The sequence below is a fragment of the Pseudomonas syringae KCTC 12500 genome (genome assembly GCF_000507185.2).
In the GTDB taxonomy this organism is placed as follows: domain Bacteria; phylum Pseudomonadota; class Gammaproteobacteria; order Pseudomonadales; family Pseudomonadaceae; genus Aquipseudomonas; species Aquipseudomonas syringae.
Map to the genome: position 1 here is coordinate 5,025,513 of NZ_AYTM02000002.1, position 25,946 is coordinate 5,051,458.

Below are 25,946 nucleotides of genomic sequence, written 5' to 3' on the forward strand. Positions count from 1 at the left end.
CTGTCCGAACATGCTGTACAGAAGAGGTGAGCCCGATGACAACCTTGATCGAGGTCCGTGACCTGTCGAAAACCTTCACCCTGCATCAGCACAACGGCGTGGTCCTCAATGTGCTGCGCGGGCTGAATTTCTCGGTGCGCGCTGGCGAATGCCTGGTGCTCAGCGGGCAATCCGGCGCGGGCAAAAGCACGCTGCTGCGCACCCTGTACGGCAATTACCTGCCTGCCGCCGGCAGCATTCGCGTGCAGCATGAAGGCGAGTGGACCGAACTGGTCGGCGCAACCCCGCGCCAGGTGCTTGAGGTACGACGCAAAACGCTCGGCTACGTCAGCCAGTTCTTGCGCGTGATTCCGCGTGTGTCCAGCCTGGACGTGGTCATGGAACCGGCTCTGGCGCGCGGCTGGTCCCGTGAGCAGGCTCAGGAGCGCGCGCAACTGCTGCTGGGGCGGCTGAATATTCCGCAGCGCCTGTGGCCGTTGGCGCCCAGTACGTTTTCCGGTGGCGAACAGCAGCGTATCAACATCGCGCGCGCGTTCATGGTGCCATGGCCGGTGCTGTTGCTCGACGAACCGACTGCGTCGCTGGACGACGCCAACCGCCGGGTGGTGCTGGAACTGGTCGATGAGGCCAAACGGGCCGGTGCCGCCCTGATCGGTATTTTCCATGATCGCGACGCCCGCGAGGCAGTCGCCAATCGTCAACTCGACATGACCCCGGTGGACCTCACCGCCAAGGAGTTGCTGCAATGCTGAACGAACAGGTTTTCAGTAACGCCCGCGTGGTGACGGCCGAACAGGTATTCACCGGCACTGTGGTGGTCCGTGACGGCCTGATTGCCGAGGTCGAGAGTGGATGCAGCCAGTTGAGTCAGGCCCAGGACATGCAGGGCGATTACCTGCTGCCGGGACTGGTGGAATTGCACACCGACAACCTCGAAAAGCACCTGTCGCCGCGTCCTGGCGTTGACTGGCCGTCGATGTCGGCGGTGATCAGCCACGATGCGCAAATCGTCGCCGCGGGCATCACCACGGTGTTCGACGCGCTGTCGATCGGCGACATCAACCCCAAAGGCAAGCGCATGCAGCAATTGCCCGCCATGCTGCAGGCGATTGCCGACGCCAATGCGGCAGGCCTGACTCGCGCCGAGCACGTGCTGCACTTGCGCTGCGAGGTCAGTCACCCGGATACCTTGAGCGTGTTTCGCGATCTGGTGGACCAGCCACTGGTGCAACTGGTCTCGGTGATGGACCATGCGCCCGGCCAACGTCAGTTTGCCCTGGAGTCGAAGTACCGCGAGTACTACATGGGCAAGTACCACATGAATAACGAGGAAATGGACCGTTTCATCGTCGAGCAGGTGGCCAACTCCAACGAGTACGCCGACCGCTACCGGCGTGCGATCGTCGAGCTGTGCCTGGCGCGCGGCCTGTCGATTGCCAGTCACGACGATGCAACCATGGCGCATGTCGAGGAGTCGGCGGGTTTCGGCATGAACATCGCCGAGTTCCCGACCACACTCGAAGCGGCCCGTGGCTGTCGGCAACTGGGCATGAGCGTGTTGATGGGCGCACCGAACATCGTGCGCGGCGGCTCGCACTCCGGTAACGTGGCGGCAGCATCGCTGGCCACGGACGGGCTGCTGGATATTCTGTCCAGCGATTACTACCCGGCCAGTCTGTTGCAGTCTGCATTCATGCTCGCCGCTCAGGACAACGCATGTGACCTGCCGCAGGCGGTCAACATGGTCAGCCGCACGCCGGCCGTGGCTGCCGGGTTAGCGGATCGTGGTGAAATCCGGGTCGGGCTGCGTGCTGATCTGATCCAGGCGCGTGATCATGCTGGCCTGCCGGTTATCGACAAGGTCTGGCGACAAGGCAAGAGGGTGTTTTGATGGTTGGCAGGTTGATCTATCTTATCGGGCCGTCCGGATCAGGCAAGGACAGCCTGCTGGACGCGGCCCGGGATACCCTGGCGCAACGCGACTGCCGAATCGTTCGGCGGGTGATCACCCGTTCCGCCGAAGCGGTGGGCGAGGCGGCGCAGGCGGTGACCGTCGAGCAGTTCGAGCAGATGCGCGAGCGAGGCGCGTTCGCCTTGAGCTGGCAGGCCAATGGTCTGCACTACGGCATTCCCGTCGAGATCGATCAGTGGCTGCTGGAAGGCCATGACGTCCTGATCAACGGCTCCCGGGCGCATCTGCAAAAGGCGCAGGCGCGCTATCCCACGCTGCTGGCGGTGTTGCTGACCGTCAATCAGGAGGTGTTGCGCAAGCGCCTGCTGGCGCGCAACCGGGAAAGCCTTGCGGAAATCGAGGAGCGCCTTGCGCGCAACTCGCGCTTTGCCGGAGATTTGCTGGCGAGCAATCCGCAGGTCTTCCCGCTGGATAATTCCGCTGATCTGCAACACACCGTTGCCACGCTGCTCGGCTTGCTCGACAAGCGCCACGCATGCGCCTGACCCTGCTGGGCACCGGTGATGCCCGACAGGTGCCGGTCTACGGTTGTCAGTGCATGGCGTGTGCTGCCGCGCGTGCCGACCATGATCTGCGCCGCTTGCCGTGCAGCGCGCTGATCGAATGCGCCGACCAGCGCTGGTTGATCGACAGCGGACTGACCGACCTCACCGAGCGTTTTCCGCCGCGTAGCCTGAGCGGGATTCTGCAGACGCACTACCACGCCGACCATGCTCAGGGGCTGTTGCACCTGCGCTGGGGTCAGGGGCTGGTGATTCCGGTCCACGGCCCGGCGGATCCGGAAGGCCTGGCCGACCTCTACAAACACCCCGGCATTCTGGATTTCAGCCAGCCATTCGCCGCATTCGAACGCCGTGCACTGGGCGCGCTGCAGGTTACAGCGCTGCCACTGGCGCACTCAAAACCTACGTTCGGTTACCTGTTCGAAGGTGAAGGGCAACGTTTTGCCTACCTGACCGACACCGTCGGCTTACCCGACGACACCCGCGAGTATCTGCAACGTGCACCGCTGGATCTGCTGGTGCTCGACTGCTCCATGCCTCCACAGCCTCAGCCGCCGCGTAATCACAACGACTTGACGTTGGCGCTGCAAACCATCGAGTGGCTAAGACCGGACAGGGCGATGCTGACGCATGTCGGCCATACGCTGGATGCGTGGTTGATGGAGCACTCAGGGCAGTTGCCGGGCAATGTAGTGGTAGGGCGGGATGAGATGAGTGTGTTCTGAGCGAGGTCTTCACATCGCGCCAATCTCCGGCTTGCCCGTTCTCGACCCGCCATAGATCGGCGGATGCGTGACGATGTGGGTCAGGTCGACCGCCGAGGCCAGCAGTTTTTGCAGGTCGGGACGCGGACGTGACAGGCGTGGATCATTCAGCGTTGCCTGCTCGATCGCCTCGGCGCAGGCCAGCAGTTTCGCATCGCCCCGAAATCCGCCGATCACCTGCAGCCCGAACGGCATACCGTTGTGGTCGGCGCCGCAGGGCAGGGACAGCGCCGGATTGGTGGTCAGGGTGATGGTGTAGCACAGCGCCAGCCAGCGATAGTAATTGTCCAGGGGCACGCCATTGACTTCGCGCAGGTACAGCTCGTTCCAGGGGAAGGGCGAGACTGGCGTGGTGGGCGCGAGGATCAGGTCGTAGTGTTCGAATTGTTTCTGAAAGCCGCGAAAGATCCGGCTTTGCTCGCCATGCGCCTTGACGCAGTCCTGCAGCGACATCGCGGCACCCATGTCGAAATTGGCGCGGGTGTTGGGCCCCAGTGCATCAGGGTCGCGGTCGTGAGCGTCCTGCAGCCCGGCGACGAAGGCTTCGGCACGCAGGACGTCGAAGGTGCGATGGGCGCTGGTCAGATTCAGGTCGATGGCTTCGCAGGACTTGAACAGCGATTTCAGGGCGCTGATCTTTTCCCGAAAGACGGCACGGATCCTGTCATCCACAGCACACGCGCCGAAGTCTTCGCTGTAGCCGACGCGCAGCTGGCTGAGGTCGATCGGGCGCGGTGCGAACTCGTCAGCGGCGATGGCATAACTCAATGGGTCGGACTGCCCCAGCCCGGCGCTGGCGCGCAGTTGCAGCAGGGTATCGGCAACATTGCGGCCCATGGGGCCTACCACTGAAATCGGTGTCCAGCCGAGCTTCTTGCGTTCACTCGGCACCAGCCCTGGTGAAGGACGCAGGCCGACGATACCGCACAGCGCCGCGGGAATGCGCAGCGAACCGCCGGTGTCCGAGCCGCTGCACAACGGCACCATGTCGACGGCCAGTGCGGCGGCGGATCCCCCCGAGGAACCGCCGGCATTCAGTTCAGGATTGAACGGGTTACCGGTCGCGCCCCACACAACATTGCGGGTATTGGCGCCTGCGCCCAGCTCCGGAACATTGGTCTTGCCGACCATGATTGCCCCGGCCGCACGCAGGCGCGCGACGAACAGGTTGTCCTGCGCGGGAATGTTGTCGCGAAACAGTTGCGAGCCGTAGGTGGTGAGTACCCCGGCGGTCTCTTCCAGATCCTTGATGCCGATTGGCAGGCCATGCAGCAGCCCCAGAGATTTGCCCTGCATGACGGCCTGTTCGGCCAGCAGTGCCTCGTCGCGGGCGCGCTCGAAACAGGTCGCGGCGAAGGCATTGATCTTCGGGTTCAGGCGTTCAATCCGCTCGATACAGGCGTCCAGCAATTCCACCGGAGAGAGCTGTTTGTTGCCGATCAGCGCACGCAGTTCGGTGGCGGATTTACCGAGCAGCTCAGACGATTTTTGCATGGAGTGTTCCTCACTGGACTTAGGTATAACGCTGGGTGCGGAGCATGGCTACGATACTGGCCCGAATGTTCATCGTTCCGCACGCTCTGGTATGACCCCCGAAGGTTGGACGATTATTTCTACGCTGCCTGAGCGGCCTGCATTCTGAACTCCACAGGGCTCAGGCCGTTAAGTTTCAGTTTGATGCGTGACTGATTGTAATACTCAATGTACTCGTCGATGCCCGCATGAAGCTCATCCAGATTGTTAAATTTGTTCAGATAGAAAAACTCGGACTTCAGCGTGCCAAAAAAACTTTCCATAGCCGCGTTGTCGTAGCAGTTGCCCTTGCGCGACATGCTGCATGTGATCGAATGCTCATTGAGTAATCGTTGGTAAACAGGCATCCGATATTGCCAGCCCTGGTCTGAGTGCAAAATAGGCTTTTCATGCGGCTCAAGCTTCTTGAACGCTCCTTCAAGCATTTCGTCCACCATGGAGTACAGCGGGCGCCTGGCGATTGCATAGGAAATGATTTCGCCGTTGTACAGATCCATGATGGGCGACAGATAGAGCTTCTGGCCTCCCACTTTGAACTCGGTGACGTCCGTGGCCCATTTTTCATTAAGGTGCTGGGCCTTGAAATCACGCTTGAGAATGTTGGGCGCAGCCTTGCCTACTTCGCCCTTGTAAGAGCGGTATTTCTTCACTCGCACCAGGCTCTTCAGGCCAAGCTGCCCCATCAGTTTCTGCACCGTCTTGTGGTTCACAAGATGGCCTGCGCGCCGCAACGCCGCCGTGATACGACGATAGCCATACCGGCCTTTATGATCGTAGAAAACTGTCTGAATCAGGTCTTTCAGCCCGGCGTACTTATCGCCCGCTTGCAGTACCTTTTGTTGATAGTAAAAAGTGCTGCGCGCCAGACCGGCAAGCTTCAGCAGGCCACCCAGAGAATGCCCCAGTCTCAGTTCGGTTACGATTTGCGCTTTTTCTGTTGCGCTATTCGTTGCTTCTTCTGAGCCAAGGCATCGAGCTTTTTTAGATAGTCGACCTCCATCCGCAGTTGCTTCACCTCGGCAAGCAACTCGTCACGCGAGCGCGATTCATCGTCGATTGAGGGGGCGTTCACAGGCGGAAGTGCAGTCGTCATCTTTCTTGGGCGTCCGGCTTTTGTGGGTGGCTTGGAGGAGGCATCAAAGGCCCCTTCTTCATAATGGCGCTGCCATAGACCGATGATGCCGAACTGACGGATATCGAACAAGGCCGCTGTCTGGCGCAGAGATAAACGCTCATCATGCATGCGCTTCAAAACAGTCAGCTTGAACTCGTCACTGTAGCGCTGGCGTTTTTTCTCTTGCAGGCCCGCTACGCCATGAATCTGATAGGCCGCAACCCACTGCCTAAGGCAGGAAAAATCCACATCGTGGCGATGCGCAACATCCCTCAAACCTGCCTTGCCAGCACAATACTCTTTCACGGCTGCGAGTTTTGCCTGCTCTGTATATTTACCCATGACGCCTCCAAAGGTTGCATCCAACCTTCGGGGGTCACACCACTCCGCGTGGGAATGCATTTCGTGACGCTCTGCGTCACACATCCCCCAGCGCCAGAATCGTCGCGACCAGCGCCTGGCCTCTGGGCACCAGGGTGTTCAGTTCCAGGTACTCGCGGTCGGTGTGGACCTTGCCGCCCACCGGGCCGAGGCCGCACAGGGTCGGGATCCCCAGGCTGGCGGTAAAACCCGAGTCGGCGCAGCCCCCGGTGAATTCGCCTTCCACGCTGAAACCCAGTTCCTGCGCGAGGCGCTGATAAATACTCAGCAACTCGGTGCTGTGTCGGGCTTCCATCGGCAGGAAGGTGGTGGCTTCCAGCAGTCTGGCTGACGTACCGGGCAGTTCCTCTTCGGCGACGATCGCCTGCACGGCGGCAAGTATTTCCGTCCATTGGCGAAGCTCGACAAAGCGCACGTCGAGCTTCGCCGTGGTGCTGGGCGCTACCGTGTTGCTGGAGGTGCCACCGCAGATCAGCCCGACATTGGTGGTGATGCCCGCTGCGTAATCAGTCAACGCATGCAACTTGATCACCTTGTGCGCCAGCGCCTGAATGGCACTGGCGCCGTCGGCATGATTGACTCCCGAATGCGCTGCGCGGCCGTTGACTTCGATGATCAGCGTGGCACCGCCTTTGCGCGCGCTGACCACATTGCCGCTGGCGCGCCCTGGCTCGGGATTGAGCACCGCGCGCGCCTGGCGGGCGTAGTGTTCGATGTGACTGCGAGCGCTGGCGGAGCCGATTTCCTCGTCGCCGGTATACAGAATCTGCACCGGGAACGGCAGCGGGCCTGCGCGTTTCAATGCCTTCAGCGCAAAGCAGTTGAGCACCAGTCCGCCTTTCATGTCGGCCACGCCAGGGCCGTAGGCCAGCTCACTGTCTTTTGTGTAGCCGCGTGTTGTAGTGGTGCCCTTGGGGAATACGGTGTCGCGGTGACCCAGCAACAACACCGGCTTGCCGGGTCCGCCGGGCAATTCAGCCAGCAACACATCACCGAAACCCTCGACCGGGATACGCTCGACGCTGATTCCGTCAGCCTGCAATTGTGCGCAGAGCAGGTCACCGACCGCGTCGACGCCGACCTTGTCGTAACTGTTGGAATCGGTATCGACCAGGCGCTGCAGCAGCGATTCCATTGCCTCATATTGCTCGGCCAGCCATGCGGTGGCGTGCAGTTGTGCCTCATTCATTCACTCAACTCCTGTGCCCGCTGCTCCCGTGTCAGTCGTGCGCCGTCCGTGCCGAGGTCCCAGAACAGTCCGGCCATGATTTGCAGGCTCTCCTTGACCACCGGAGCCAGCAAGTGCTCATCAGGCGCATGCTGCGAGCACGCCGGGTATGAGTGTGGCACCCAGACCGTCGGCAGGCCCAGCACTTCAGCGAACACGTCATTGGGCAGCGAACCGCCCAGATTGGGCAGCAGTGCGGGTTTCTTGCCGGTGGTGGTGGCCAGCGAATCCAGCGCCCAACCGACCCACGGGCTGTTCGGCGACAGGCGCGTGGCGTGCATCACGTCCATACGCGTCTGCCTGACCTCGACACGATCGAAGCCATGGGCATCGAGGTGCGCGCGCACCGCGGGGATGAACGCGTTGTAATCGCTGTCGACCACAAAGCGAATGTGACACAACGCGTGAGCCTTGCCGGGAATGGCGTGTACCGGGGCGTCCGGGTTGCCGGTCTTGAAAGCGAGGACGTCGAGGGTGTTCCAGCCGAAGACTTTTTCGCTGAGCGACAGCGCCGGGTTGCCCCAGTCGGCGTCGATGTCAGGATCGCCGGGGCCGCCGCCGACCTCGATATCCGCCAACGCGGCCTTCACAGCGTCGGGAATGGCTTTGGGCATCAGCCCTGCGACTTTCACCCGGCCATGGTCATCGACCATGCTGGCGATCGCATTGGCCAGAATGATCCCCGGGTTGGCCAGCAGGCCGCCCCAGTTTCCGGAATGGTGCGCACCTTCGCGCAGGTTCACCGTCAGCTCGAAGTTGAACACCCCGCGCGAGCCGAGAAACAGGGTAGGGCGTGCCGCTGCGAGGCGCGGGCCATCGGAGGCGATAAAGATGTCGGCGGCGAGCTCTTCGGCGTGGGCCTGGCAGAATGCGCTCAGTCCGGGAGAGCCATCTTCTTCGCCCATTTCCAGAAGCAGTTTGACGTTGAAGCCCAGCTTGCCATCGCGAGCCTTGAGGGTCTGCTCCAGTGCCGTCAGGTTGATCAGGTGCTGACCCTTGTTGTCGGCGGTGCCGCGCCCGTACCAGCGCTCGCCACGTTCGATCACCTGCCACGGCGACAGGCCTGTCTGCCACTGCGCGTCATAGCCGCGAACCACGTCGCCGTGGCCGTAACTGAGCAGCGTTGGCAGTTCAGCGGCTTCGATGCGCGTGGCGATCATCAGTGGGCCGCGTCCGGCGACCGGGTTGTCATGCACGGTAACGCTGAAACCCAGGCGCTCGACATGCGGGGTGATGAACTCATGAAGATAACGATACAGCTCGGGCAGGCTCTCGGCCTCCTGGCTTTGGGTCGGGTAGGCAACGCTTCTGCCGAGCAGGGCGAAAAAGGCGCCGTTGTCGAACTGTTCAGTGACGTTTTCAATGGCGTGCGAACGGCTACTCATGAGGGCATCTGCTCCAGAGGTTTCGAGGTGTCGTGCAGGTGGCAGCGGACGGTTCCGCCTTCCATGCGGCCAATGGCCGGGGCTTTTTCCTTGCACACCGGCATGCACGCCGGGCAGCGCGGATGAAAGGCGCAGCCGGACGGCGGCGACATGGGATTGGGAAAGGTGCCGTGCAAACCCAGATCGGGAATCCCCAGATGCGGGTCCGGGGTCAGCACCGAGTCCAGCAACGCCTGGGTGTAGGGATGGCCGGGCCGGGCGAACAATGATTCGCGGCTGCGCTCTTCAACGATCCGCCCCAGGTACATGACCGCCACGCGGTCGGCCAGATGTTCGATGACGGCCAGGTTGTGGCTGATCAGCAGGTAAGTCAGGCCGAATTCCTGTTTGAGGTCCTGCAACAGATTGAGGATCTGCGCTTGCACCGAAACGTCCAGCGCCGAAGTCGGTTCGTCGCAGATCAACACATCCGGGCGCATCACCAGCGCCCGGGCAATCGCCACACGCTGGCGCTGGCCACCGGAAAGCTGGCTCGGGTAACTGTCGATCACGCGCTTGGGCAAGCCGACCACGTCCATCATCGCTTCGGCGCGCTGGCGACGTTCGGCCGGGGTGCCGATGCCATGCACGATCAGCGGCAGCGTGACGATCTCGCGCAGGGTCTTGCGCGGGTTGAGTGACGAGTAGGGGTCCTGAAAGATCGGCTGAATGCGCCGCGCCATCTCCTTGCGGTCGGTGCCGGCGAGGTGCTTGCCGTTGACCAGTACGTCGCCGCTGCTGGGCGCAAGCAGCCCCAGCAGCATCTTCGCCAGGGTACTTTTACCGCAGCCCGATTCGCCGACCAGCCCGAGTGTTTCGCCACGCATCAGGCGTAGCGACACACCATCGACGGCTTTGAGCGTGGCATTGGGTTTGAAAAAACCACGACTGATGCTGAATTCGCGGCGTATATCGCACAGCTCCAGCGCGATGTCTTTCTTGACGCTGGGATTCGGAACCTGTTTCACGGCGGTATTCATGACGGTACGCCCTCAAGGTGAAACGCAGGCTCGGCGCCCGCTGCGGCAAACAGGCAGCGGGTCATGTGGTTGTGGCTATTGATCGGCGGGATGTCGTCGGCACAGGCGGGGATCGCCTGCGGGCAGCGATTGCGAAATGCGCAGCCGTGTTGCTCGCCCACCAGGCTGGGCACCAGCCCCGGAATCGACCCCAGCGGCTGGCCCGGCTGAGTGCGCCCGGGGATCGGTATGCTTGCCAGCAAGCCGCGGGTATAGGGATGTTGCGGGTTCTCGAACAACTCGATGGCCGGGGCGGTCTCGACGATCTGTCCGGCGTACATCACCGCGACCCGGTCGGCGATACGTGCCACCAGCCCTAGGTCGTGGGTGATGAAGATCACGGCCAGACCCAGCTCCTTCTGAATGTCGCGGATCAGGCGCAGGATCTGCGCCTGAATGGTCACGTCCAGCGCAGTGGTCGGTTCGTCGGCGATGATCACGTCCGGTTCGCACATCAGGGCCATGGCGATGATCACCCGCTGGCGCAGGCCTCCGGACAATTGGTGCGGGTACTGGCGCAAGCGCTCGCTCGCGTTGCTGATCCCGACTTTCTCGAGCATTTGCGCGGCGCGCTGCAGGGCCTCCTTGCGGGACACCTTGCGGTGTCGGGTGAGCACTTCGCTGAGCTGATCGCCAATGCTGTAGGCCGGGTTCAGCGAGGTCATGGGCTCCTGAAAGATCATCGCCAGGCGGTTGCCGCGCAGGTCGCACATCTGCCGCTCGCTCTGGGTCAGCATGTCGATGCCGTCCAGGCTCAGCGTCGTTGCGGTACGCCGGGCCTTGCGCGGCAGCAGGTCCATGAGCGCCAGCGAAGTCAGGGATTTGCCGCAGCCGGACTCGCCGACGATGCACAGCATTTCGCCACGCTCGACCTGAAAGTCCAGGCCGCGCACTGCGTGCAGCGTGTCTTGCCCGAGAGGAATCTCGACACGCAGGTTTTCAACATGCAAAAGCGCCATGTGCGTATCTCCTCTGTCAGTTGCGCCCGTCGGGCAGGATCAGGTCGCGCAGGCCGTCACCGACCAGGTTGATGCCCAGCACCAGCACCATCAGGGCGACGCCGGGAATGGCGATGACCCAAGGGGAAAAGAACATGTACGGTTTGCCCTCGGCGATCATCAGCCCCCATGAAGGAATGGGCGGCTGCACGCCAACCCCGAGAAACGACAGGGCCGACTCGAGGAGGATTGCGTGAGCCATTTCCAGCGTAGCCACGACGATCAGCGCACCGACCAGATTGGGCAGGATTTCGCTGGCCAGAATGCGCAGCGTCGAGCAGCCCAGGGCCTGGGCCGAGGCGACGTATTCAGCGTCGCGAATCTGCTGCACGGCAGCGCGTACCACCACGGCAAAGCGGTCCCAGAGCAGGCAGCCAAGCAGCACGATCACCACTTTCAGCGAGCCACCGATCAGCGACGCGGAGGCCAGCGCGATCATCACCACCGGCATCGCCAGGCGGGTGGTAATCAGGTAGCTGATCAGTGCATCGGTCTTGCCGCCGAAGTAGCCGGCCAGCAGACCCATGATGGTGCCGATGATTCCGGAGATCAGCGCGGCCGATAAGCCGATAAACAGCGAGATGCGTGCGCCGTAGAGCAGGCGTGACAGGTAATCGCGGCCCAGTTTGTCGGTACCCAGCACGTAGTCCCAGGTGCCGTTGGCCATCCACACCGGCGGTTTCATGCGCAACATCACGTCCTGCGCATAAGGGTCGTAGGGGGCCAGCCAGGGGGCGAGCAGTGCGCCGAGCAGGATGATCAGCAGCAGTACCGCGCCGATGGCGAAGCCGCGATGCGCGAAGCTGCTGCGCAACGTGCGCCAGACGCTGCGCGCTGGAGGCTGGTAATCGTTGATCAGCAGCGGCGATGAGGTGGTTGTGCTCATGGGGCCTCCTATTTCACGCGGATGCGCGGGTCGAGCAGTGCGTTGAGCACGTCGGCCAGCAGGGTGAGGACGATGTAGATCACCGCAATCAACAGCACGACCGCCTGCACCACCGGGAAATCGTCACGGGCAATCGCATCCCAGGCCAGCTGGCCAATGCCCTGCAGCGAGAAAACCGTTTCGATGACCACCGAACCGCCGAGCATGAAGCCGAATTCCACGGCGGCGAGGGCCACCACCGGAATCAGCGCGTTGCGCAACGCATGCTTGAACAGCACGGTGGCGGGGCGCAGGCCCTTGGCCCGCGCGGTGCGGATGTAATCGGAATTGAGCACGTCGAGCATGCCCGCACGGGTCAGGCGCATGATCGCCGGCGTGGCGTAATAACCGAGGGCGATGGCCGGCATCACGAAGTGCGCCCAGGTCGAATTGCCTGATACCGGCAGCCATTTCAGGGTGACCGAGAACACCACGATCAGCATCAGTGCGAACCAGAAACTCGGCATGGCCTGACCCAGTACTGCGATGCTCAGTGCCAGGCGATCAATCCACGTGTCGCGTTTCACCGCGGCCAGCACACCCAGCGGAATGGCGATCAGCAGCGCAATACTCAGGGCCATCGCTCCCAGTCCGAGGGTGATCGACAGGCGCGAGGCGATCAGGTTGTAGACCGACTCCTGAAAGAAGAACGAATCGCCCAGATCAAGACGCACCACGTCGGCCAGCCATTCGAAATACTGCGTAACCAACGGCTTGTTGAGGCCGTACTGCACCCGGATCTGTTCGATCTGCTCGCTGCTGGCTTCCGGGCCACCGATGGCAGTGGCCAGATCGCCGGACAGGTGCAGCAGGGAAAAGCTGATCACCGACACGGTAATCGCTACGCACAGGGCGATGCCCAGGCGGCGCAAGAGAAATCCGAACATGGCAAGTGACCTTGTGTTCAGGGAGTGACGGGGTGGCTGAACCTGCTGCAAGACGCGTCGTGCGCCTCACAGCCCGGTTCGCCGACTGGCCTGGGCAAGCGCTTATTTCCAGCTCGACAGCACGAAGCGCGGCAGCTCGTCCGGGTAAGGCTTGAAATTCAGGTCCGAGACATAGGCGTAGTTCATCGAGTAGTTGAACAGCGGCGCCCAGTAGGCCTGCTCGCTGATGCGCTGCAACGCCTTGCGGTAGTTGTCCTTGCGCACCTGCGGGTCCAGCGCGTTGTCGGCGGTCTGCAGCCAGCCCTGGACTTGCGGGTCCTTGATGTTGTCGTCGGGGTTGCCCTTGAACCAGGTGCCGGCCGACGCCGAGGTGTCGAGGATCGAGAACGAGCCCCAGGCCTGGAACGACATCGGTACCTTACCGCCGCGCTGCTGATCACGCAGGGCGGCGTACTTCAGGTAGCGCAGCTTGGCGTTGATGCCTACGGCGCGCAGATTGCCGATGATGGCTTCCACGTAGTCGCGGTCGCGGTAAGCGAAGATTTCGGTTTCAAAGCCGTTCGGGTAGCCGGCTTCGGCGAGCAGCGCCTTGGCCTTTGCCGGGTCGTAGTTGTAGACCGTGGCGGCGGTGGTGTCACAACCGAACTGGCCAGGGTAGCAGGCGACTTGCAACGGTTTGCTTTCGCCGCCGACCAGTTGCGAAGCCAGCCCGTCCCGATTGATCGCGTAGTTGATCGCCTGACGTACTTTCAGGTGCTTCATCGGCGAATCGGCGCTGGAGGTACCGCGCGCGTCGAGAATCAGAAAGCCAATGCGCATGGTCGCACCGCTGGTCACCACCAGATTGGGCATGGCCTTGAGGTTTTCCGCCTGATCCGGTGCAACCCGCCACGTCCAGTCGACGCCACCGGTCATCAGCTCGGCCAGACGGGTTTCGGCATCGGCGATCACCCTGAAGTTGATGTGCCCGATCTTTGGCTGACCCTGAGGGCTGTCCTTGAAGTAGTCCGGGTTCTTGTCCATCTTCACGCCTTCGCCGGTGGCGATGGCCGTCACCTTGTAAGGCCCGGTGCCGATCGGTTTACGGCTGAAGCCTGCCAGCCCGACTTCTTCGAAATATTTTTTCGGGAACATCGGTACGGCGTTGGAGAGGTATTCCAGCGCAGGTGGGAAGGGCTTTTTCAGGTGCAGACGAACGCTGTAATCGCCCAGTTTTTCGGCGCCCTTGATCCAGTCGACGTTTTGTACCGTGACCACCTTGGACTCGGGAGACACCACATAATTGAGGGTGAACACCACGTCATCTGCGGTAAACGGGTCGCCGTTGTGAAACTTCACGCCCTGGCGCAGCTGGAAATCGATGGTCGTATCGTCGACCTGTTTCCAGCTGGTGGCGAGCATCGGTTGGTACTCGCCATTGTCCGGGTTGCGATAGACCAGGTTGTCCCAGATCAGGCGACCGAGGATCACGCCTTCGCGCAAATCGTTGTGATAGGGGCTGATGTTTTCCGGTTCGCTGTCCGAGGCGTAGACCAGTGTGTCGTCAGCCTTGCCGGCCAGGACGGAGAAGCTGCTGAACAGGCTCAATAGCGCGATGCTGCGAGCGAAACCCTTGATTCCCATGCCGTCGTCTCCAAAAGGCAAAGTGGATGTATCAAAGGGCAGTGGGTCGCAAATGCGAGAAGAGGGGAAACAACGAGGCCGCAGTGTTCTTTTGATTGGCTTCTTTTGATGAGTTGCGCCTCGACATGACTCTAGGCAAAGCGTATCAATGCCACAAGCACAATATTTCGAACCTTTCATTGCTGAAAAGGCAACGCAGGAGCATCGATGCAACTCTACGGCGTACAGTCCACGGCCTTGCGCTACTTCCTCGAAGTGGCGCGGTGCGGATCGATCAGCGAAGCCTCGATCCGCCTCAATGTCGCGTCTTCGGCGGTCAGTCGGCAGATCAGCAAACTGGAGCGAGAGCTGGATGCGGTGCTCTTCGAGCGTCAGGCGCGCGGCATGATGCTCAGCGAGGCGGGGGTTCGCCTGGCGGCCTATGCACGCAAATCACAGCTTGAGGCCGAGCAGGTGGTACTGGAAATTACCGAGCTGCAAGGCTTGCAGCGTGGGCATGTGCGCATCGCCTGCTCGGAGGGCTTTGCCCTGGATTTTCTGCCGCAGTGCATTGCGCGTTTTCGGCGGCAGTACCAAGGCATCCATTTCTCGATGGAGGTCTGCGCCCCGGCGCAAGCCACCGAACGGGTGCGCTCGGGCGACGCTGACCTGTGCCTGACTTTCAGCCTGACGCCGCAGAACGAGATCAAGGTCGAGCACATCCACAGCGGCGCGATCTGCGCAGTGGTCAGTCATAACCATCCGCTGGCCGCACGCAAGGAGGTCACGCTGGCTGAACTGCAGCCTTACGCCATCGCCCTGACCAACACCGACACGACCTTGCGCCAGTTGTTCGATATCTGCTGCGGTGTGCAGGGCCTGCTGTTCGATCCGGTGCTGACCAGCAATTACATCGGCGCCTTGCTGCGGTTTGTTCGGGAGGAGGGCGGAATCAGCCTGTCCAGCGAGATGACGCTGGATAAACGCGCCCATGAAAAACAGCTCAAATCGCTGCCGATCAGTGACGATGGCATGAAGGCACGGCGTATCGAGTTGCAAAGCATGGCAGGGCGCAATCTGCCGGCGGCAGTCGCTGCCTTTCGTGATTTTCTGATCGAGGAGCTGGCAAAGACCTGAGCCGCTGGCGGTATTGCAGGAGCGTTGTGTGGAGTGAGTAACCTTTGGTTGATGAAGTTCGCGAGCATGATGTTATAGTGTAACGAATTTATGGCCGTGTGCTGCACGGCTGTGAACCGCCAACATCAGGCTTCGCCCGCGTGGTGAAGTTCGCCAACGAGACGAACGACGCACATGAACAAACCTCTCCCGGATGTTGCCCTGACGGAAATTTCCCCGGCGCTGGTGTCACTCGACTGGGTCGGCATGCAAGGTGTGGAAGTGCCGATCAGACTGGCTGAAGCGAGCATTCGTCATCCTGTTCACGCGCATGTCGATCTGCAGGTCGATCTGGCCGACCCGAGCGTCAAGGGTATCCACATGTCGCGGCTCTATCGGTTGCTCGACGGCTATGCCGAGCGCCAGATCGTCAGCCCGGATACGCTGGCTGCCTTGCTGGAAGCCATGGTCGAGAGCCACCTCGACTGTCACTCCAGCCACGCCCGACTCAAGCTGAGCTTCAATCTGCTGTGCCGTCGTCCGGCGTTGATCACCGAAGGGCTCAGCGGCTGGAAATCCTACCCTGTGACGCTCGATGCCACCTGGCATGCCGGTCGGTTGTGTCTCGACAGTTCGGTGGATGTCACCTACTCGTCCACCTGTCCGTGCTCGGCTGCATTGTCTCGCCAATTGCTGGAAGAGGCATTCGCGGCGCGCTTCGGCAGGCAGTCATTTGTCGATCCGATGCAGGTCGCCGCCTGGTTACGCGAGAACGCATCGTTTGCCACGCCGCACAGCCAACGCAGCGTTGCGACGGTGCAGGTGCGGGTGGCGGAGCAGGCGGCTGAACTGGGGCTGATGAAGCTGATCGATAGCGTCGAGCAGGCGCTGGGCACTCCGGTGCAAACCGCCGTCAAGCGCGCCGACGAACAGGCCTTCGCACGGCTCAACGGCCAGAACCTGATGTACGTCGAAGACGCTGCGCGCAAGGTCCAGCAAGCACTCGAGGGCCGCTATGCAGCTTCCAGCGTCAGCGTTCGTCACTTCGAAAGCCTGCACCCGCACGATGCCGCTGCCCAGACTTCCAACTACCTGTCCTGAGGTTTCATTCCGTGATCCGTAAAAATCCTTCCGGCCATCTGCCGGTCATTGCCGAGTCCGCCTACATCGATAAAACCGCGATCATCTGCGGCAAGGTGATCATCAAGGACAACGTGTTTGTCGGGCCCTACGCCGTGATCCGCGCCGACGAAGTCGATGCCACCGGAGACATGGAACCGATCGTCATCGGTGCCAATTCCAACATTCAGGATGGCGTGGTTATCCATTCGAAATCAGGTGCTGCTGTCACCATCGGCGAGTTCACCTCGATTGCCCATCGCTCCATCGTGCACGGACCTTGCATAGTTGGAGATCGCGTGTTCATCGGGTTCAATAGCGTGTTGTTCAATTGCCAGGTCGGCAACGGCAGTGTGGTCAGGCACAACTCGGTAGTCGACGGTCGCGATTTGCCGGAGCACTTTTACGTGCCGTCCACCACACGGATCGGGCCGGGCACTGACCTTTCGCAATTTCCACCGGTGAGCATTTCGGCTTCGGAGTTTTCCGAAGATGTGGCGCACACCAATATTGATCTGGTACGCGGCTACAAAGCGCTTCAGAACGAGTTTTGAAGCGCTGCGCGCCAGCGGCAAGCGGCAAGCGGCAAGTTATAAGCTGCAAGCTAGAGGCTAAAAGCTTGAAGCTTTCCACTTGCAGCTTGCAGCTTGCAGCTACAAGCCATTAGCCCCCCATCACGGACCTTGGACTTTTCATGACAACAGCTGTTCACTCAAACCGGGCACCCGCATCACGACTGCGCTCAATCGATGCTCTGCGCGGGCTGATCATTCTTTTCATGTTGCTGGACCATGTCCGCGAAACGTTCTTCATGCACCACCAGGTCATCGACCCGATGGACGTCACAACCACCGCGCCCGAGCTGTTTTTCAGCCGGACGCTGGCGCATTTGTGTGCGCCACTGTTCGTCCTGCTGACCGGGCTTTCTGCGTTCCTCTATGGCGAGAAACACCAGGGCAAAACCGACGTTGCGGCGTTCCTGCTCAAGCGCGGTCTGTTTCTGATTGCGCTGGAGTTCACGCTGGTGAGCTTTGCCTGGACCTTCCAGTTCCCGCCGACCATCATCTACCTGCAAGTGATTTGGGCCATCGGCCTGAGCATGGTCGCGCTGTCGCTGATGGTGTTTCTGCCGCGCTGGGCGCTGGTGCTCATCGGCGTGGTGATCATCGCCGGGCATAACCTGCTGGACACGGTGCATTTCGGTGTCGAGTCGGCCATGCACGTGCCGTGGGCGATTCTGCACGACCGTGGCTGGATCGAGGCTTCCGATAACCTGCGCTTGCGTACGTCTTATCCGTTGTTGCCGTGGATCGGCATCATCGCACTGGGCTACGCCGCAGGCCCCTGGTTCTCAAGCAGCTACGATGCGGCGAAACGCCGTGCGAATCTGTGGAAGTGTGGGGCAGGGGCGTTGCTGGGCTTCGTGGTTCTGCGCCTGATCAACGGCTACGGTGAAAAGCCGTGGAGCGTCGGCGACAGCGGTATACAGACGCTCATGAGCTTCTTCAACATCACCAAATACCCGCCCTCGCTGCTGTTCATCTGCCTGACGCTGGGGATTGGTCTGCTGATCCTCATCGCCTTCGAACGCAGTCAGGAGAAAAGCTGGTTAAGGCCGCTAGTGGTGCTCGGTTCGGCGCCGATGTTTTTCTACCTGCTGCACCTTTACGTGCTGAAGATCCTCTACCTGATTGCCTTGGCGATCTGGGGCACCAATCAGGGCACGTACTTCGGTTTCGACCACATGTGGGGCGTCTGGCTGACCTCGGTGGTACTGGCCTTACTGCTGTTCCCGGCGGTGCGCTGGTTCGCCGCGCTCAAGGCTCGTCGTCGCGATATCAGCTGGCTGAAATACTTCTAATCCCCGCAATAGCGGTGCGCCTGCTGGCGTACCGCGTCTCGCCTGGCGTCAATCTCCGTGCGCCCCGTAATTCATGATCGACAGCAGCTTGATCGGCACCTGCACCAGTTGCTCGGGGCCATGGGGGATGTCGCCGTCGAAGGTCAGGCTGTCACCGGCCTGCATCGGATATAACTGGTTACCGTGGCGGTAGATCAGTTCGCCTTCCAGCAGGTGCAAAAACTCCGTGCCTGGGTGTGAGAAGGTCGGAAACTCTTCGCTGGCATCGTCCATCGTCACCATGTACGCCTCGAAACTCTTCTTCGGCCCACGGGTATGGTTGAGCAGGTGATAGGTGTGGCCTTTCTCGGTGCCGCGCCTCACCACTTCGAGTCCTTCATCGGCCTTCACCAGCAGGGCGCTGCTGCCTTGCTGGTCATACTGGCTGAACAGTTTGGACATGGGCATGCCCAGCACGTCGCACAGGCGGCTGAGGTTGTCGAGGCTGGTCGAGACCTGCGCGTTCTCGATCTTGCTCAGCATGCCCTGGCTGATACCGGCGATGCGCGCCACGTCGGCGAGCTTCAATTCCTGAGCCTGGCGCTGTCGCTTGATCTGGATGCCCAGGTACTGCTCGAGCTTCAATTTCGGATGTGGTTCGGTCGGCATGTTCATCGGCTTTGCACAGTTTCCGTTCAATAATTTTTATTTCGCACTGGGAATGTGCGTTTCGACAGGCCGTGGTGTGGCCGGTGTGCAGATTATTCCCAGAGGGAAAACGAGTTTCCCATATAAACAGCAGAATTACCCCTCATGAGTTGCTTCGTTTGACTGACATACCGAACTGGCAAGCGCTTTGCATTCCTAAAGGGAAAGTAACTTTCCTGTTCGGAATATGCACCGAGAGGCAGTGAACAGCGGCCCTTCCCTGAAACGTTTTGCTTTTGCCAGGAGACACGTCCCATGTTGCCACCCGAAACACAGCGTCTGATCGAACAGCACGGCATCAAGTACGTACTGGCTCAGTTCGTCGACATTCATGGTTCGGCCAAGACCAAATCGGTTCCTGTGACAGGTCTGGAAATGGTTGCAGAGGACGGTGCCGGCTTTGCCGGTTTCGCGATCTGCGGGATGGGCATGGAGCCTCACGGGCCGGACTTCATGGCCCGGGGTGATCTGTCGTCGCTGACCCCGGTGCCATGGCAGCCGGGCTATGGACGGGTGGTGTGCATCGGCCATGTGGATGGCAAACCCTGGCCCTATGACAGTCGTTACGTGTTGCAGCAGCAGGTCGAACGCCTCGGCCAGCGTGGCTGGACCCTCAATACCGGCCTGGAGCCCGAGTTCAGTCTGTTCAAGCGCGATGTCACCGGCAGCCTGCAGATGGTCGATGCCAGCGATAACCTCGACAAGCCCTGCTACGACTACAAGGGGCTGTCGCGCTCTCGCGAGTTTCTCGAGCGCCTGACCGAAGCATTGCAGCCGGTGGGTTTCGACATCTATCAGATCGATCACGAAGACGCCAACGGCCAGTTCGAGATCAATTACACCTACAGCGAGGCCATGGAATCGGCTGACCGTTTCACCTTCTTCCGCATGGCCGCCGGAGAGATCGCCAATGACATGGGCATGATCTGCTCGTTCATGCCCAAGCCTGATCCCAAACGTGCCGGCAATGGCATGCACTTTCACCTGTCGATCGCCAGTGCCAGCAACAAGAACCTGTTCCACGATGCCAGCGATCCGAGCGGCATGGGGTTGTCGAAGCTGGCCTATCACTTCGCCGCGGGCCTGCTGGCTCACGGGCCTGCGCTGTGTGCCTTTGCCGCACCCACGGTCAACTCCTACAAGCGCCTGGTGGTCGGCAATTCACTCTCGGGCGCCACTTGGGCTCCGGCGTTTATTGCCTTCGGTGCCAACAACCGCTCGGCGATGGTACGCGTGCCTTACGGCCGCCTGGAGTTTCGCCTGCCTGACGCCGGTTGCAATCCGTATCTGGTCAGCGCCGCGATCATTGCCGCAGGGCTCGACGGTATCGACCGGCAACTGGAAATCGATCACGTCTGCAACGAGAACCTCTACAAATTGAGCCTCGAAGAGATTGCCGCACGGGGCATCAAGACCCTGCCGCAGTCGCTCAACGAAGCCTGCGATGCATTGCAGGCCGATCCGTTGTTTGGCGAAGTGCTGGGCAGCGAGATTGTCGATGAATTCATCCGCCTCAAGCGCATGGAATGGGTGGAATACAGCCGCCACGTGAGCGACTGGGAAGTGAAGCGCTATATCGAGTTTTTCTAGCGGCAAGTTTCAGAGAGCAGCTGCAAGTTTCAAGCGGCAAGCTGCAAGAAGAAGCGGATTGCGGCGTGTTTGATTTCTCTGTCTACGCGGTTGGTTTTTAGCTTGCAGCTAAAAGCTTGCCGCTCCCGAACAAGGTGAGGCGTATGTGCGGAATCGTTGGTTTGTATCTGAAAAGCCCGGCGCTGGAGTCGCAACTCGGCAAGTTGTTCGAGCCGATGCTCGAAGCCATGACCGACCGCGGACCGGACAGTGCCGGGTTCGCCATCTATGGCGATGAAGTGGCGCAGGGCTGGGTCAAGCTGACCTTGCAGGCCACCACCGAACAGTATGATTTCACGGCGTTGATCGCGGCGCTGCAAGACAGGTTGAGCGCGCCGCTGGACTGGTTTCAGAACGCCAGCGCTGTGGTCTTGAAGATTCAGGCAGAAGAAGCCCCGGTGCGTGCCGCGCTGGCGGAGCTGGCACCGAGCGTGCGCATCATGAGTGCCGGGCAGAGCATCGAGATCCTCAAGGGCATGGGCCTGCCGCGGGAGATTTCCGAACGTTTCGGTCTGGCGTCCATGAAAGGCAGCCACATCATCGGCCACACGCGCATGGCCACCGAAAGCGCCGTGACCATGGAAGGCAGTCACCCGTTCTCCACGGGCTCCGACCTGTGCCTGGTGCACAACGGCTCACTGTCCAATCACTTTCGTCTGCGCCAGAACCTGCGCCGCGAGGGTATTCATTTCGAGACCGATAACGACACCGAAGTGGCGGCGGGGTATCTGGCCTGGCGTCTGCAACAGGGCGACAGCCTGAAACAGGCACTCGACAAGTCGCTCGAAGACCTCGATGGCTTCTTTACTTTCGCCATCGGCACACGCAATGGTTTTGCGGTGATTCGCGACCCGATCGCCTGCAAGCCGGCAATCCTAGCGGAAACCGATGACTACGTCGCCATGGCCTCGGAATACCAGGCGCTGTCCAGCCTGCCGGGGATTGAAAACGCCAGGGTCTGGGAACCGGTCCCGGCCACCATGTACATCTGGGAACGCGAGCCAGCCGAGGGAGCACGTCCATGAAAACCGTCGATCTTTCCAGCACCACCGTGCGTGATCTCAATCAGGCCCTGCACGATCAGGTCAAGGAAGTACAGGACCGCGAATGGCTGGTCACGCATCCCGATGGCGCACACAACCTGGCGGTCGGCGTCAACGAAGCCATCTCCATCGATATCCAGGGCCACGCGGGTTACTACTGCGCGGGGATGAACCAGAAAGCGTCGATCACTGTGCACGGCAATGTCGGCGTCGGCTGCGCGGAAAACATGATGTCCGGCGCTGTGCGGGTCAAGGGCAGTGCCTCGCAGGCGGCCGGCGCAACGGCACATGGCGGCTTGCTGGTAATTGAAGGCGATGCCGGGGCGCGTTGCGGGATTTCCATGAAAGGCATCGACATCGTGGTCGGCGGCAGCATCGGCCACATGAGCTGCTTCATGGGCCAGGCCGGCCGGCTGGTGGTCTGCGGCGACGCCGGTGATGCGCTGGGCGACTCGCTGTATGAAACGCGGATCTACGTCAAAGGCAAGGTCGAGTCACTGGGCTCTGACTGCATCGCCAAGGAGATGCGTGAAGAGCATCTGCAGGAGTTGCAGGAGTTGCTCAATCGCGCGGGCTTCAACGAGAAGGCAGCGGATTTCAAACGCTACGGCTCGGCCCGTCAGCTGTACAACTTCAAAGTCGATAACGCCTCCGCGTACTGATCCAGGAGCATTACCATGAGCGACCCTATCAGCCACAAACCTGCTCCAGTCCTGCGCGAGTCGGCCACCTTCGATCGCCTGACCATTCAGGAAATCCAGCGTGCTGCGGAAACCGGCATCTACGACATTCGTGGTGGCGGCACCAAGCGCAAACTGCCGCACTTCGACGACCTGCTGTTGCTCGGCGCCAGTGTGTCGCGCTACCCGCTGGAAGGCTACCGCGAGAAGTGCGGCACTGACGTGGTGCTCGGCAATCGTTTTGCCAAGAAGCCGCTGTATCTGAAAATCCCCGTGACCATTGCAGGCATGAGCTTCGGCGCGTTGTCGGCCAACGCCAAGGAAGCACTGGGGCGCGGCGCGACCATCGCCGGGACCAGCACCACCACCGGCGACGGCGGCATGACCCCGGAAGAGCGTGGTCAGTCGCAGCATCTGGTCTATCAGTACCTGCCATCGCGTTATGGCATGAACCCGGACGACTTGCGCAAGGCCGATGCCATCGAGATCGTGCTGGGGCAGGGCGCCAAACCGGGCGGCGGTGGCATGCTGCTGGGCATGAAAGTCACCGAACGGGTGGCCGGCATGCGCACCTTGCCGGTCGGTGTCGATCAGCGCTCGGCCTGCCGTCACCCGGACTGGACCGGCCCGGACGATCTGGCGATCAAGATTGCCGAGATTCGCGAGATCACCGACTGGGAAAAGCCGATCTACGTGAAGATCGGTGCCAGCCGTCCCTACTACGACGTGAAACTGGCCGTAAAAGCGGGCGCCGACGTGATCGTGCTCGACGGCATGCAGGGCGGTACGGCGGCGACTCAGGAAGTGTTCATCGAACACGTCGGCATTCCGATTCTGCCTGCCATCCCGCAGGCCGTGCAGGCGCTGCAGGAAATGGGCATGCATCGCAAGGTGCAGTTGATCGTCTCTGGCGGCATCCGCAACGGCGCCGACGTGGCCAAGGCCATGGCGCTGGGTGCCGACGCAGTGGCGATTGGCACGGCGGCACTGATAGCACTGGGTGACAACCATCCGCGGCTCGACGAAGAACTGAAAAAGATCGGCTCGGCAGCGGGTTACTACGACGACTGGCAAAACGGCCGCGACCCGGCGGGCATCACCACCCAGGACCCGGAACTGTCCAAACGCCTCGACCCGGTCGAAGGCGGCCGGCGCCTGGCCAACTACCTGCGCGTACTCGTCCTCGAAGCCCAGACCATGGCCCGCGCATGCGGTAAATCACACCTGCACAACCTCGACCCGGAAGACCTGGTGGCACTGACCGTCGAATCAGCAGCCATGGCCCGCGTGCCCCTGGCCGGGACATCGTGGATTCCGGGGTCTGGTTCTGGTTACTGACGCCATAACGTGCTTTCGATCACGATGGCACAGACGACGCAAATTGCGACGTAAGTGACAGGGCGAAGGAACCCGACGAAGTCGGGCCGGAAACGGAGCTGCGGGCTTTGCCTACTTTGGCCCCATCAAAGTAGGTCGCCGAGGAGCGAAAAGGTGATCTGAGCCGGACCCCAACCTACCTGATATTACAGAAACGCTCTGTGACGCAGAGCGTCACGAAAGGCATTACCACGCGTGGGAACGAGAGTCGCAATGTGATTTTTGATTCTGGCCGAAGGCCGTAGGAGCGAACTTGTTCGCGAAGAAGGCTTCTCAATCGACGTATTTTTGCCGATTACACTCGCGCTTTCGCGAACAAGTTCGCTCCTACGCCCTTCGGGCAGAAGCCTGGAAGCCTTTTACCTGGAGCATCCAGGACTTGCGCATAACGATGAGTGCAGAGCGTGTGGAGGATCAATATTATGGTCTGAGCAGCATTTTCCTGGGCCTCTCAGGCAATCTCAACACTCAACGAAACACCGGCACCACATGCTTGATGAACAGCTCGAGCGACTTTTTCTTCTCGGCGTGGGGCAGGCTGTTATCGCACCAGAAGCTGAACTCGTCGACACCCAACTCCTGATAGTGACGAATACGCGGAATGATCTCCTCAGGGGTACCGATCATGGTGTTTTTGCGGATGTTCTCCAGTTCGAACTCCGGACGCTCCTTGAATTTCTCTTCCGGGCTAGGGGCCAGAAAACCATTGACCGGCGTCTGTTTATTGCCAAACCACGCGTCAAAGGTACGGTAGAACTTCGCGATGGCGGTGGCACCCACTTTCCAGCCTTCGGGATCATCTGCGGCATGCACATGCGTATGGCGCAGCACCATTAATTGCGGACGGGGCACGTCAGGGTTATTGGCCAGCGCGGCGTCGAACTTGTTCTTCAGGTCGACAACTTCTTCGTCACCCTTCATCAACGGGGTGACCATCACGTTACAGCCGTTCTGCACGGCGAAATTGTGCGAGTCGGGGTCGCGCGCAGCGATCCACATCGGCGGCGTGTTGATCGGCTTGGGCACAGAAGTCGAGGTCGGGAATTTCCAGATATCGCCATCGTGAGCGTAGTCACCCTGCCATAGCGCACGTACCACAGGGACCATTTCACGCAACGCCTTGCCGCCCTCGGAGGCTGGCATGCCATCGGCCATGCGGTCGAACTCCACCTGATAGGCACCGCGTGCCAAGCCGACTTCCATGCGCCCGTTGCTGATCACGTCTAGCAGCGCGCATTCACCCGCGACCCGCAATGGATGCCAGAACGGCGCAATGATGGTACCGGCGCCCAGATGAATACGTGTGGTCCTGGCCGCCAGATACGCCAGCAGCGGCATCGGGCTTGGCGAGATGGTGTATTCCATCGCGTGGTGTTCGCCTATCCAGACCGTGCTGAAACCACCTTGCTCGGCCATCAGCGTCAGCTCGGTCAGGTCCTCGAAAAGCTGGCGATGACTGACACTTTCATCCCAGCGTTCCATGTGCACGAACAACGAAAACTTCATGACACTTACCTCGCTTAAATCCTGGCGCCTGCACCGGCGTGATGAGTTATTGTTGTCTGATGGTATACCGTAATACTTTCGGTGCAAGTGTTTTTTGCGGCGCTGCTTTTCGCTGCAAAACGCAACAGCAGAAACGAAAAAAGCGCCTCAAAGGAGGCGCTTTCGGATGTTGCGGATTCAGCCGGGGCAGGCCCGATCAGCTTGGGATCAACTGCAGGCTTCGGATTCAATGTACTCAGCCGTGGAGTCGCGAATCACCGGACCCATGCCACTCACGGCCTTTGCCTGCTCCATGATTTCCAGTGTGGAACCGGTGCCGACCAGGTTCACCGTGTGGTTGGCGCAGTTATAGACCCGCTTGGAGTAGATCACCCCAAGTATCCCTTCACGCCGCGTGATCACCACCCGTTCCTTTGCGGTGCCGCTTTTCTCTACCAGTGCGTGCTGACCGGTTCGATCATGGGGGATGGATATGCTTTTGCCTTCAGCATGCGCCGACAGGGCAGGGATCATCAGGGCCAGAAAACAGGCATGCAATTTCATCGGTGCTCCTGCGGATGAATGCGGGTTCGTTGGAT

Annotated in this window: 24 protein-coding genes; 12 read left to right on the plus strand and 12 right to left on the minus strand. The window is 60.8% G+C overall.

Annotated features, from left to right (window positions below; genetic code table 11):
* Positions 1-35 precede the first annotated feature (35 nt).
* Genes phnL through phnP form a run of 4 tightly spaced genes read left to right on the plus strand, consistent with a single transcriptional unit; the run spans position 36 to position 3,200 of the window.
* Positions 36-752, plus strand: a complete 717-nt coding sequence (gene phnL / locus V476_RS22500) for a phosphonate C-P lyase system protein PhnL (protein WP_024960089.1) — start codon at positions 36-38, stop codon at positions 750-752.
* Positions 746-1,891, plus strand: a complete 1,146-nt coding sequence (locus tag V476_RS22505) for an alpha-D-ribose 1-methylphosphonate 5-triphosphate diphosphatase (protein ID WP_024960088.1) — start codon at positions 746-748, stop codon at positions 1,889-1,891. Before phnL ends, V476_RS22505 begins: the two co-directional genes overlap by 7 nt.
* On the plus strand, positions 1,891-2,457 hold the full coding sequence (phnN, locus tag V476_RS22510) for a phosphonate metabolism protein/1,5-bisphosphokinase (PRPP-forming) PhnN (protein ID WP_003403600.1): 567 nt from the start codon (positions 1,891-1,893) through the stop codon (positions 2,455-2,457). The genes V476_RS22505 and phnN overlap by 1 nt, the downstream gene beginning before the upstream one ends.
* Complete coding sequence (phnP, locus tag V476_RS22515) at positions 2,448-3,200, plus strand: phosphonate metabolism protein PhnP (RefSeq protein ID WP_024960087.1); 753 nt, start codon at positions 2,448-2,450, stop codon at positions 3,198-3,200. Before phnN ends, phnP begins: the two co-directional genes overlap by 10 nt.
* Before the next feature lie 9 nt (positions 3,201-3,209).
* Here phnP and V476_RS22520 read toward each other — a convergent pair whose 3' ends face one another.
* The 9 genes from V476_RS22520 to V476_RS22565 all read right to left on the minus strand — a co-directional run bounded on the left by V476_RS22520 (position 3,210) and on the right by V476_RS22565 (position 14,371).
* Entirely contained in the window at positions 3,210-4,733 is a 1,524-nt protein-coding gene (locus tag V476_RS22520) for an amidase (protein ID WP_024960086.1), read from the minus strand.
* A gap of 119 nt (positions 4,734-4,852) precedes the next feature.
* Positions 4,853-6,228, minus strand: a protein-coding gene (locus tag V476_RS27675) for an IS3 family transposase (RefSeq protein WP_103715870.1) whose coding sequence is annotated in 2 segments (ribosomal slippage) — positions 4,853-5,757 and positions 5,757-6,228 — 1,377 coding nt in all. Because the reading frame shifts where the segments join, the coding sequence is not laid out codon by codon here.
* 76 nt (positions 6,229-6,304) lie between these two features.
* Positions 6,305-7,456 (minus strand): M20 family metallopeptidase, encoded by a 1,152-nt coding sequence (locus tag V476_RS22535; RefSeq protein ID WP_024960576.1) that lies wholly within the window; start codon positions 7,454-7,456, stop codon positions 6,305-6,307.
* Entirely contained in the window at positions 7,453-8,880 is a 1,428-nt protein-coding gene (locus V476_RS22540) for a M20 family metallopeptidase (protein ID WP_024960577.1), read from the minus strand. Before V476_RS22540 ends, V476_RS22535 begins: the two co-directional genes overlap by 4 nt.
* Entirely contained in the window at positions 8,877-9,899 is a 1,023-nt protein-coding gene (locus V476_RS22545) for an ABC transporter ATP-binding protein (RefSeq protein WP_024960578.1), read from the minus strand. The genes V476_RS22540 and V476_RS22545 overlap by 4 nt, the downstream gene beginning before the upstream one ends.
* Positions 9,896-10,897, minus strand: coding sequence for an ABC transporter ATP-binding protein (locus V476_RS22550; RefSeq protein WP_024960579.1), 1,002 nt, complete (start codon positions 10,895-10,897; stop codon positions 9,896-9,898). The genes V476_RS22545 and V476_RS22550 overlap by 4 nt, the downstream gene beginning before the upstream one ends.
* Before the next feature lie 16 nt (positions 10,898-10,913).
* Positions 10,914-11,822, minus strand: a complete 909-nt coding sequence (locus tag V476_RS22555) for an ABC transporter permease (RefSeq protein ID WP_003396030.1) — start codon at positions 11,820-11,822, stop codon at positions 10,914-10,916.
* Positions 11,823-11,830: 8 nt separating this feature from the next.
* A complete protein-coding gene (locus tag V476_RS22560; protein WP_003348343.1) occupies positions 11,831-12,748 on the minus strand; it encodes an ABC transporter permease in 918 nt (305 codons plus the stop codon).
* Positions 12,749-12,850: 102 nt separating this feature from the next.
* The gene (locus V476_RS22565) at positions 12,851-14,371 is read right to left on the minus strand and encodes an ABC transporter substrate-binding protein (RefSeq protein WP_024960580.1); all 1,521 of its coding nucleotides are present in this window, start codon (positions 14,369-14,371) and stop codon (positions 12,851-12,853) included.
* A 207-nt stretch (positions 14,372-14,578) separates the two neighbouring features.
* Here V476_RS22565 and V476_RS22570 point away from each other — a divergent pair, with 207 nt between their 5' ends.
* The 4 genes from V476_RS22570 (at position 14,579) to V476_RS22585 (ending at position 18,446) form a co-directional block, all read left to right on the plus strand.
* Positions 14,579-15,487, plus strand: a complete 909-nt coding sequence (locus V476_RS22570) for a LysR substrate-binding domain-containing protein (RefSeq protein WP_003408081.1) — start codon at positions 14,579-14,581, stop codon at positions 15,485-15,487.
* A gap of 174 nt (positions 15,488-15,661) precedes the next feature.
* Positions 15,662-16,567: a GTP cyclohydrolase FolE2 gene (gene folE2 / locus V476_RS22575; protein ID WP_003317835.1), complete on the plus strand. Its 906-nt coding sequence runs from the start codon at positions 15,662-15,664 to the stop codon at positions 16,565-16,567.
* 11 nt (positions 16,568-16,578) lie between these two features.
* Entirely contained in the window at positions 16,579-17,139 is a 561-nt protein-coding gene (locus tag V476_RS22580) for a gamma carbonic anhydrase family protein (protein ID WP_003317836.1), read from the plus strand.
* A gap of 140 nt (positions 17,140-17,279) precedes the next feature.
* Complete coding sequence (locus V476_RS22585) at positions 17,280-18,446, plus strand: acetyltransferase domain-containing protein (protein ID WP_024960581.1); 1,167 nt, start codon at positions 17,280-17,282, stop codon at positions 18,444-18,446.
* 48 nt (positions 18,447-18,494) lie between these two features.
* Here V476_RS22585 and V476_RS22590 read toward each other — a convergent pair whose 3' ends face one another.
* Positions 18,495-19,100 carry a helix-turn-helix domain-containing protein gene (locus V476_RS22590; protein WP_003348330.1) on the minus strand — a complete coding sequence of 202 codons (606 nt, stop codon included), beginning with the start codon at positions 19,098-19,100 and terminating at the stop codon, positions 18,495-18,497.
* Between the two features lie 288 nt (positions 19,101-19,388).
* Between V476_RS22590 and glnT the strand changes: the two genes are divergently transcribed.
* The 4 genes from glnT to V476_RS22610 all read left to right on the plus strand — a co-directional run bounded on the left by glnT (position 19,389) and on the right by V476_RS22610 (position 23,823).
* A complete protein-coding gene (glnT, locus tag V476_RS22595; protein ID WP_003317840.1) occupies positions 19,389-20,723 on the plus strand; it encodes a type III glutamate--ammonia ligase in 1,335 nt (444 codons plus the stop codon).
* Positions 20,724-20,866: 143 nt separating this feature from the next.
* Positions 20,867-21,787, plus strand: coding sequence for a class II glutamine amidotransferase (locus V476_RS22600; protein ID WP_024960582.1), 921 nt, complete (start codon positions 20,867-20,869; stop codon positions 21,785-21,787).
* Entirely contained in the window at positions 21,784-22,467 is a 684-nt protein-coding gene (locus tag V476_RS22605) for a GltB/FmdC/FwdC-like GXGXG domain-containing protein (protein ID WP_024960583.1), read from the plus strand. The genes V476_RS22600 and V476_RS22605 overlap by 4 nt, the downstream gene beginning before the upstream one ends.
* A gap of 15 nt (positions 22,468-22,482) precedes the next feature.
* Positions 22,483-23,823 (plus strand): FMN-binding glutamate synthase family protein, encoded by a 1,341-nt coding sequence (locus V476_RS22610; protein ID WP_003423978.1) that lies wholly within the window; start codon positions 22,483-22,485, stop codon positions 23,821-23,823.
* Between the two features lie 507 nt (positions 23,824-24,330).
* Here the strand turns inward: V476_RS22610 and V476_RS22615 are convergent.
* Together V476_RS22615 and V476_RS22620 are read right to left on the minus strand one after the other, a co-directional pair.
* Positions 24,331-25,368, minus strand: a complete 1,038-nt coding sequence (locus tag V476_RS22615) for an LLM class flavin-dependent oxidoreductase (protein WP_024960584.1) — start codon at positions 25,366-25,368, stop codon at positions 24,331-24,333.
* A 207-nt stretch (positions 25,369-25,575) separates the two neighbouring features.
* Positions 25,576-25,911, minus strand: a complete 336-nt coding sequence (locus V476_RS22620) for a hypothetical protein (protein WP_024960585.1) — start codon at positions 25,909-25,911, stop codon at positions 25,576-25,578.
* Between the last annotated feature and the right edge of the window lie 35 nt (positions 25,912-25,946).

What these genes read in the sequence shown, in the direction of transcription:
- V476_RS22520 (WP_024960086.1), bottom strand. Translation starts at nt 4,733, where the DNA reads ATGCAAAAATCGTCTGAGCTGCTCGGTAAATCCGCCACCGAACTGCGT.
- V476_RS22605 (WP_024960583.1), top strand. Translation starts at nt 21,784, where the DNA reads ATGAAAACCGTCGATCTTTCCAGCACCACCGTGCGTGATCTCAATCAG.
- V476_RS22590 (WP_003348330.1), bottom strand. Translation starts at nt 19,100, where the DNA reads ATGAACATGCCGACCGAACCACATCCGAAATTGAAGCTCGAGCAGTAC.
- phnP (WP_024960087.1), top strand. Translation starts at nt 2,448, where the DNA reads ATGCGCCTGACCCTGCTGGGCACCGGTGATGCCCGACAGGTGCCGGTC.
- V476_RS22585 (WP_024960581.1), top strand. Translation starts at nt 17,280, where the DNA reads ATGACAACAGCTGTTCACTCAAACCGGGCACCCGCATCACGACTGCGC.
- V476_RS22505 (WP_024960088.1), top strand. Translation starts at nt 746, where the DNA reads ATGCTGAACGAACAGGTTTTCAGTAACGCCCGCGTGGTGACGGCCGAA.
- glnT (WP_003317840.1), top strand. Translation starts at nt 19,389, where the DNA reads ATGTTGCCACCCGAAACACAGCGTCTGATCGAACAGCACGGCATCAAG.
- phnL (WP_024960089.1), top strand. Translation starts at nt 36, where the DNA reads ATGACAACCTTGATCGAGGTCCGTGACCTGTCGAAAACCTTCACCCTG.
- V476_RS22570 (WP_003408081.1), top strand. Translation starts at nt 14,579, where the DNA reads ATGCAACTCTACGGCGTACAGTCCACGGCCTTGCGCTACTTCCTCGAA.
- V476_RS22600 (WP_024960582.1), top strand. Translation starts at nt 20,867, where the DNA reads ATGTGCGGAATCGTTGGTTTGTATCTGAAAAGCCCGGCGCTGGAGTCG.
- phnN (WP_003403600.1), top strand. Translation starts at nt 1,891, where the DNA reads ATGGTTGGCAGGTTGATCTATCTTATCGGGCCGTCCGGATCAGGCAAG.
- V476_RS22535 (WP_024960576.1), bottom strand. Translation starts at nt 7,456, where the DNA reads ATGAATGAGGCACAACTGCACGCCACCGCATGGCTGGCCGAGCAATAT.
- V476_RS22540 (WP_024960577.1), bottom strand. Translation starts at nt 8,880, where the DNA reads ATGAGTAGCCGTTCGCACGCCATTGAAAACGTCACTGAACAGTTCGAC.
- V476_RS22550 (WP_024960579.1), bottom strand. Translation starts at nt 10,897, where the DNA reads ATGGCGCTTTTGCATGTTGAAAACCTGCGTGTCGAGATTCCTCTCGGG.
- V476_RS22620 (WP_024960585.1), bottom strand. Translation starts at nt 25,911, where the DNA reads ATGAAATTGCATGCCTGTTTTCTGGCCCTGATGATCCCTGCCCTGTCG.
- V476_RS22545 (WP_024960578.1), bottom strand. Translation starts at nt 9,899, where the DNA reads ATGAATACCGCCGTGAAACAGGTTCCGAATCCCAGCGTCAAGAAAGAC.
- V476_RS22610 (WP_003423978.1), top strand. Translation starts at nt 22,483, where the DNA reads ATGAGCGACCCTATCAGCCACAAACCTGCTCCAGTCCTGCGCGAGTCG.
- V476_RS22560 (WP_003348343.1), bottom strand. Translation starts at nt 12,748, where the DNA reads ATGTTCGGATTTCTCTTGCGCCGCCTGGGCATCGCCCTGTGCGTAGCG.
- V476_RS22555 (WP_003396030.1), bottom strand. Translation starts at nt 11,822, where the DNA reads ATGAGCACAACCACCTCATCGCCGCTGCTGATCAACGATTACCAGCCT.
- folE2 (WP_003317835.1), top strand. Translation starts at nt 15,662, where the DNA reads ATGAACAAACCTCTCCCGGATGTTGCCCTGACGGAAATTTCCCCGGCG.
- V476_RS22615 (WP_024960584.1), bottom strand. Translation starts at nt 25,368, where the DNA reads ATGAAGTTTTCGTTGTTCGTGCACATGGAACGCTGGGATGAAAGTGTC.
- V476_RS22565 (WP_024960580.1), bottom strand. Translation starts at nt 14,371, where the DNA reads ATGGGAATCAAGGGTTTCGCTCGCAGCATCGCGCTATTGAGCCTGTTC.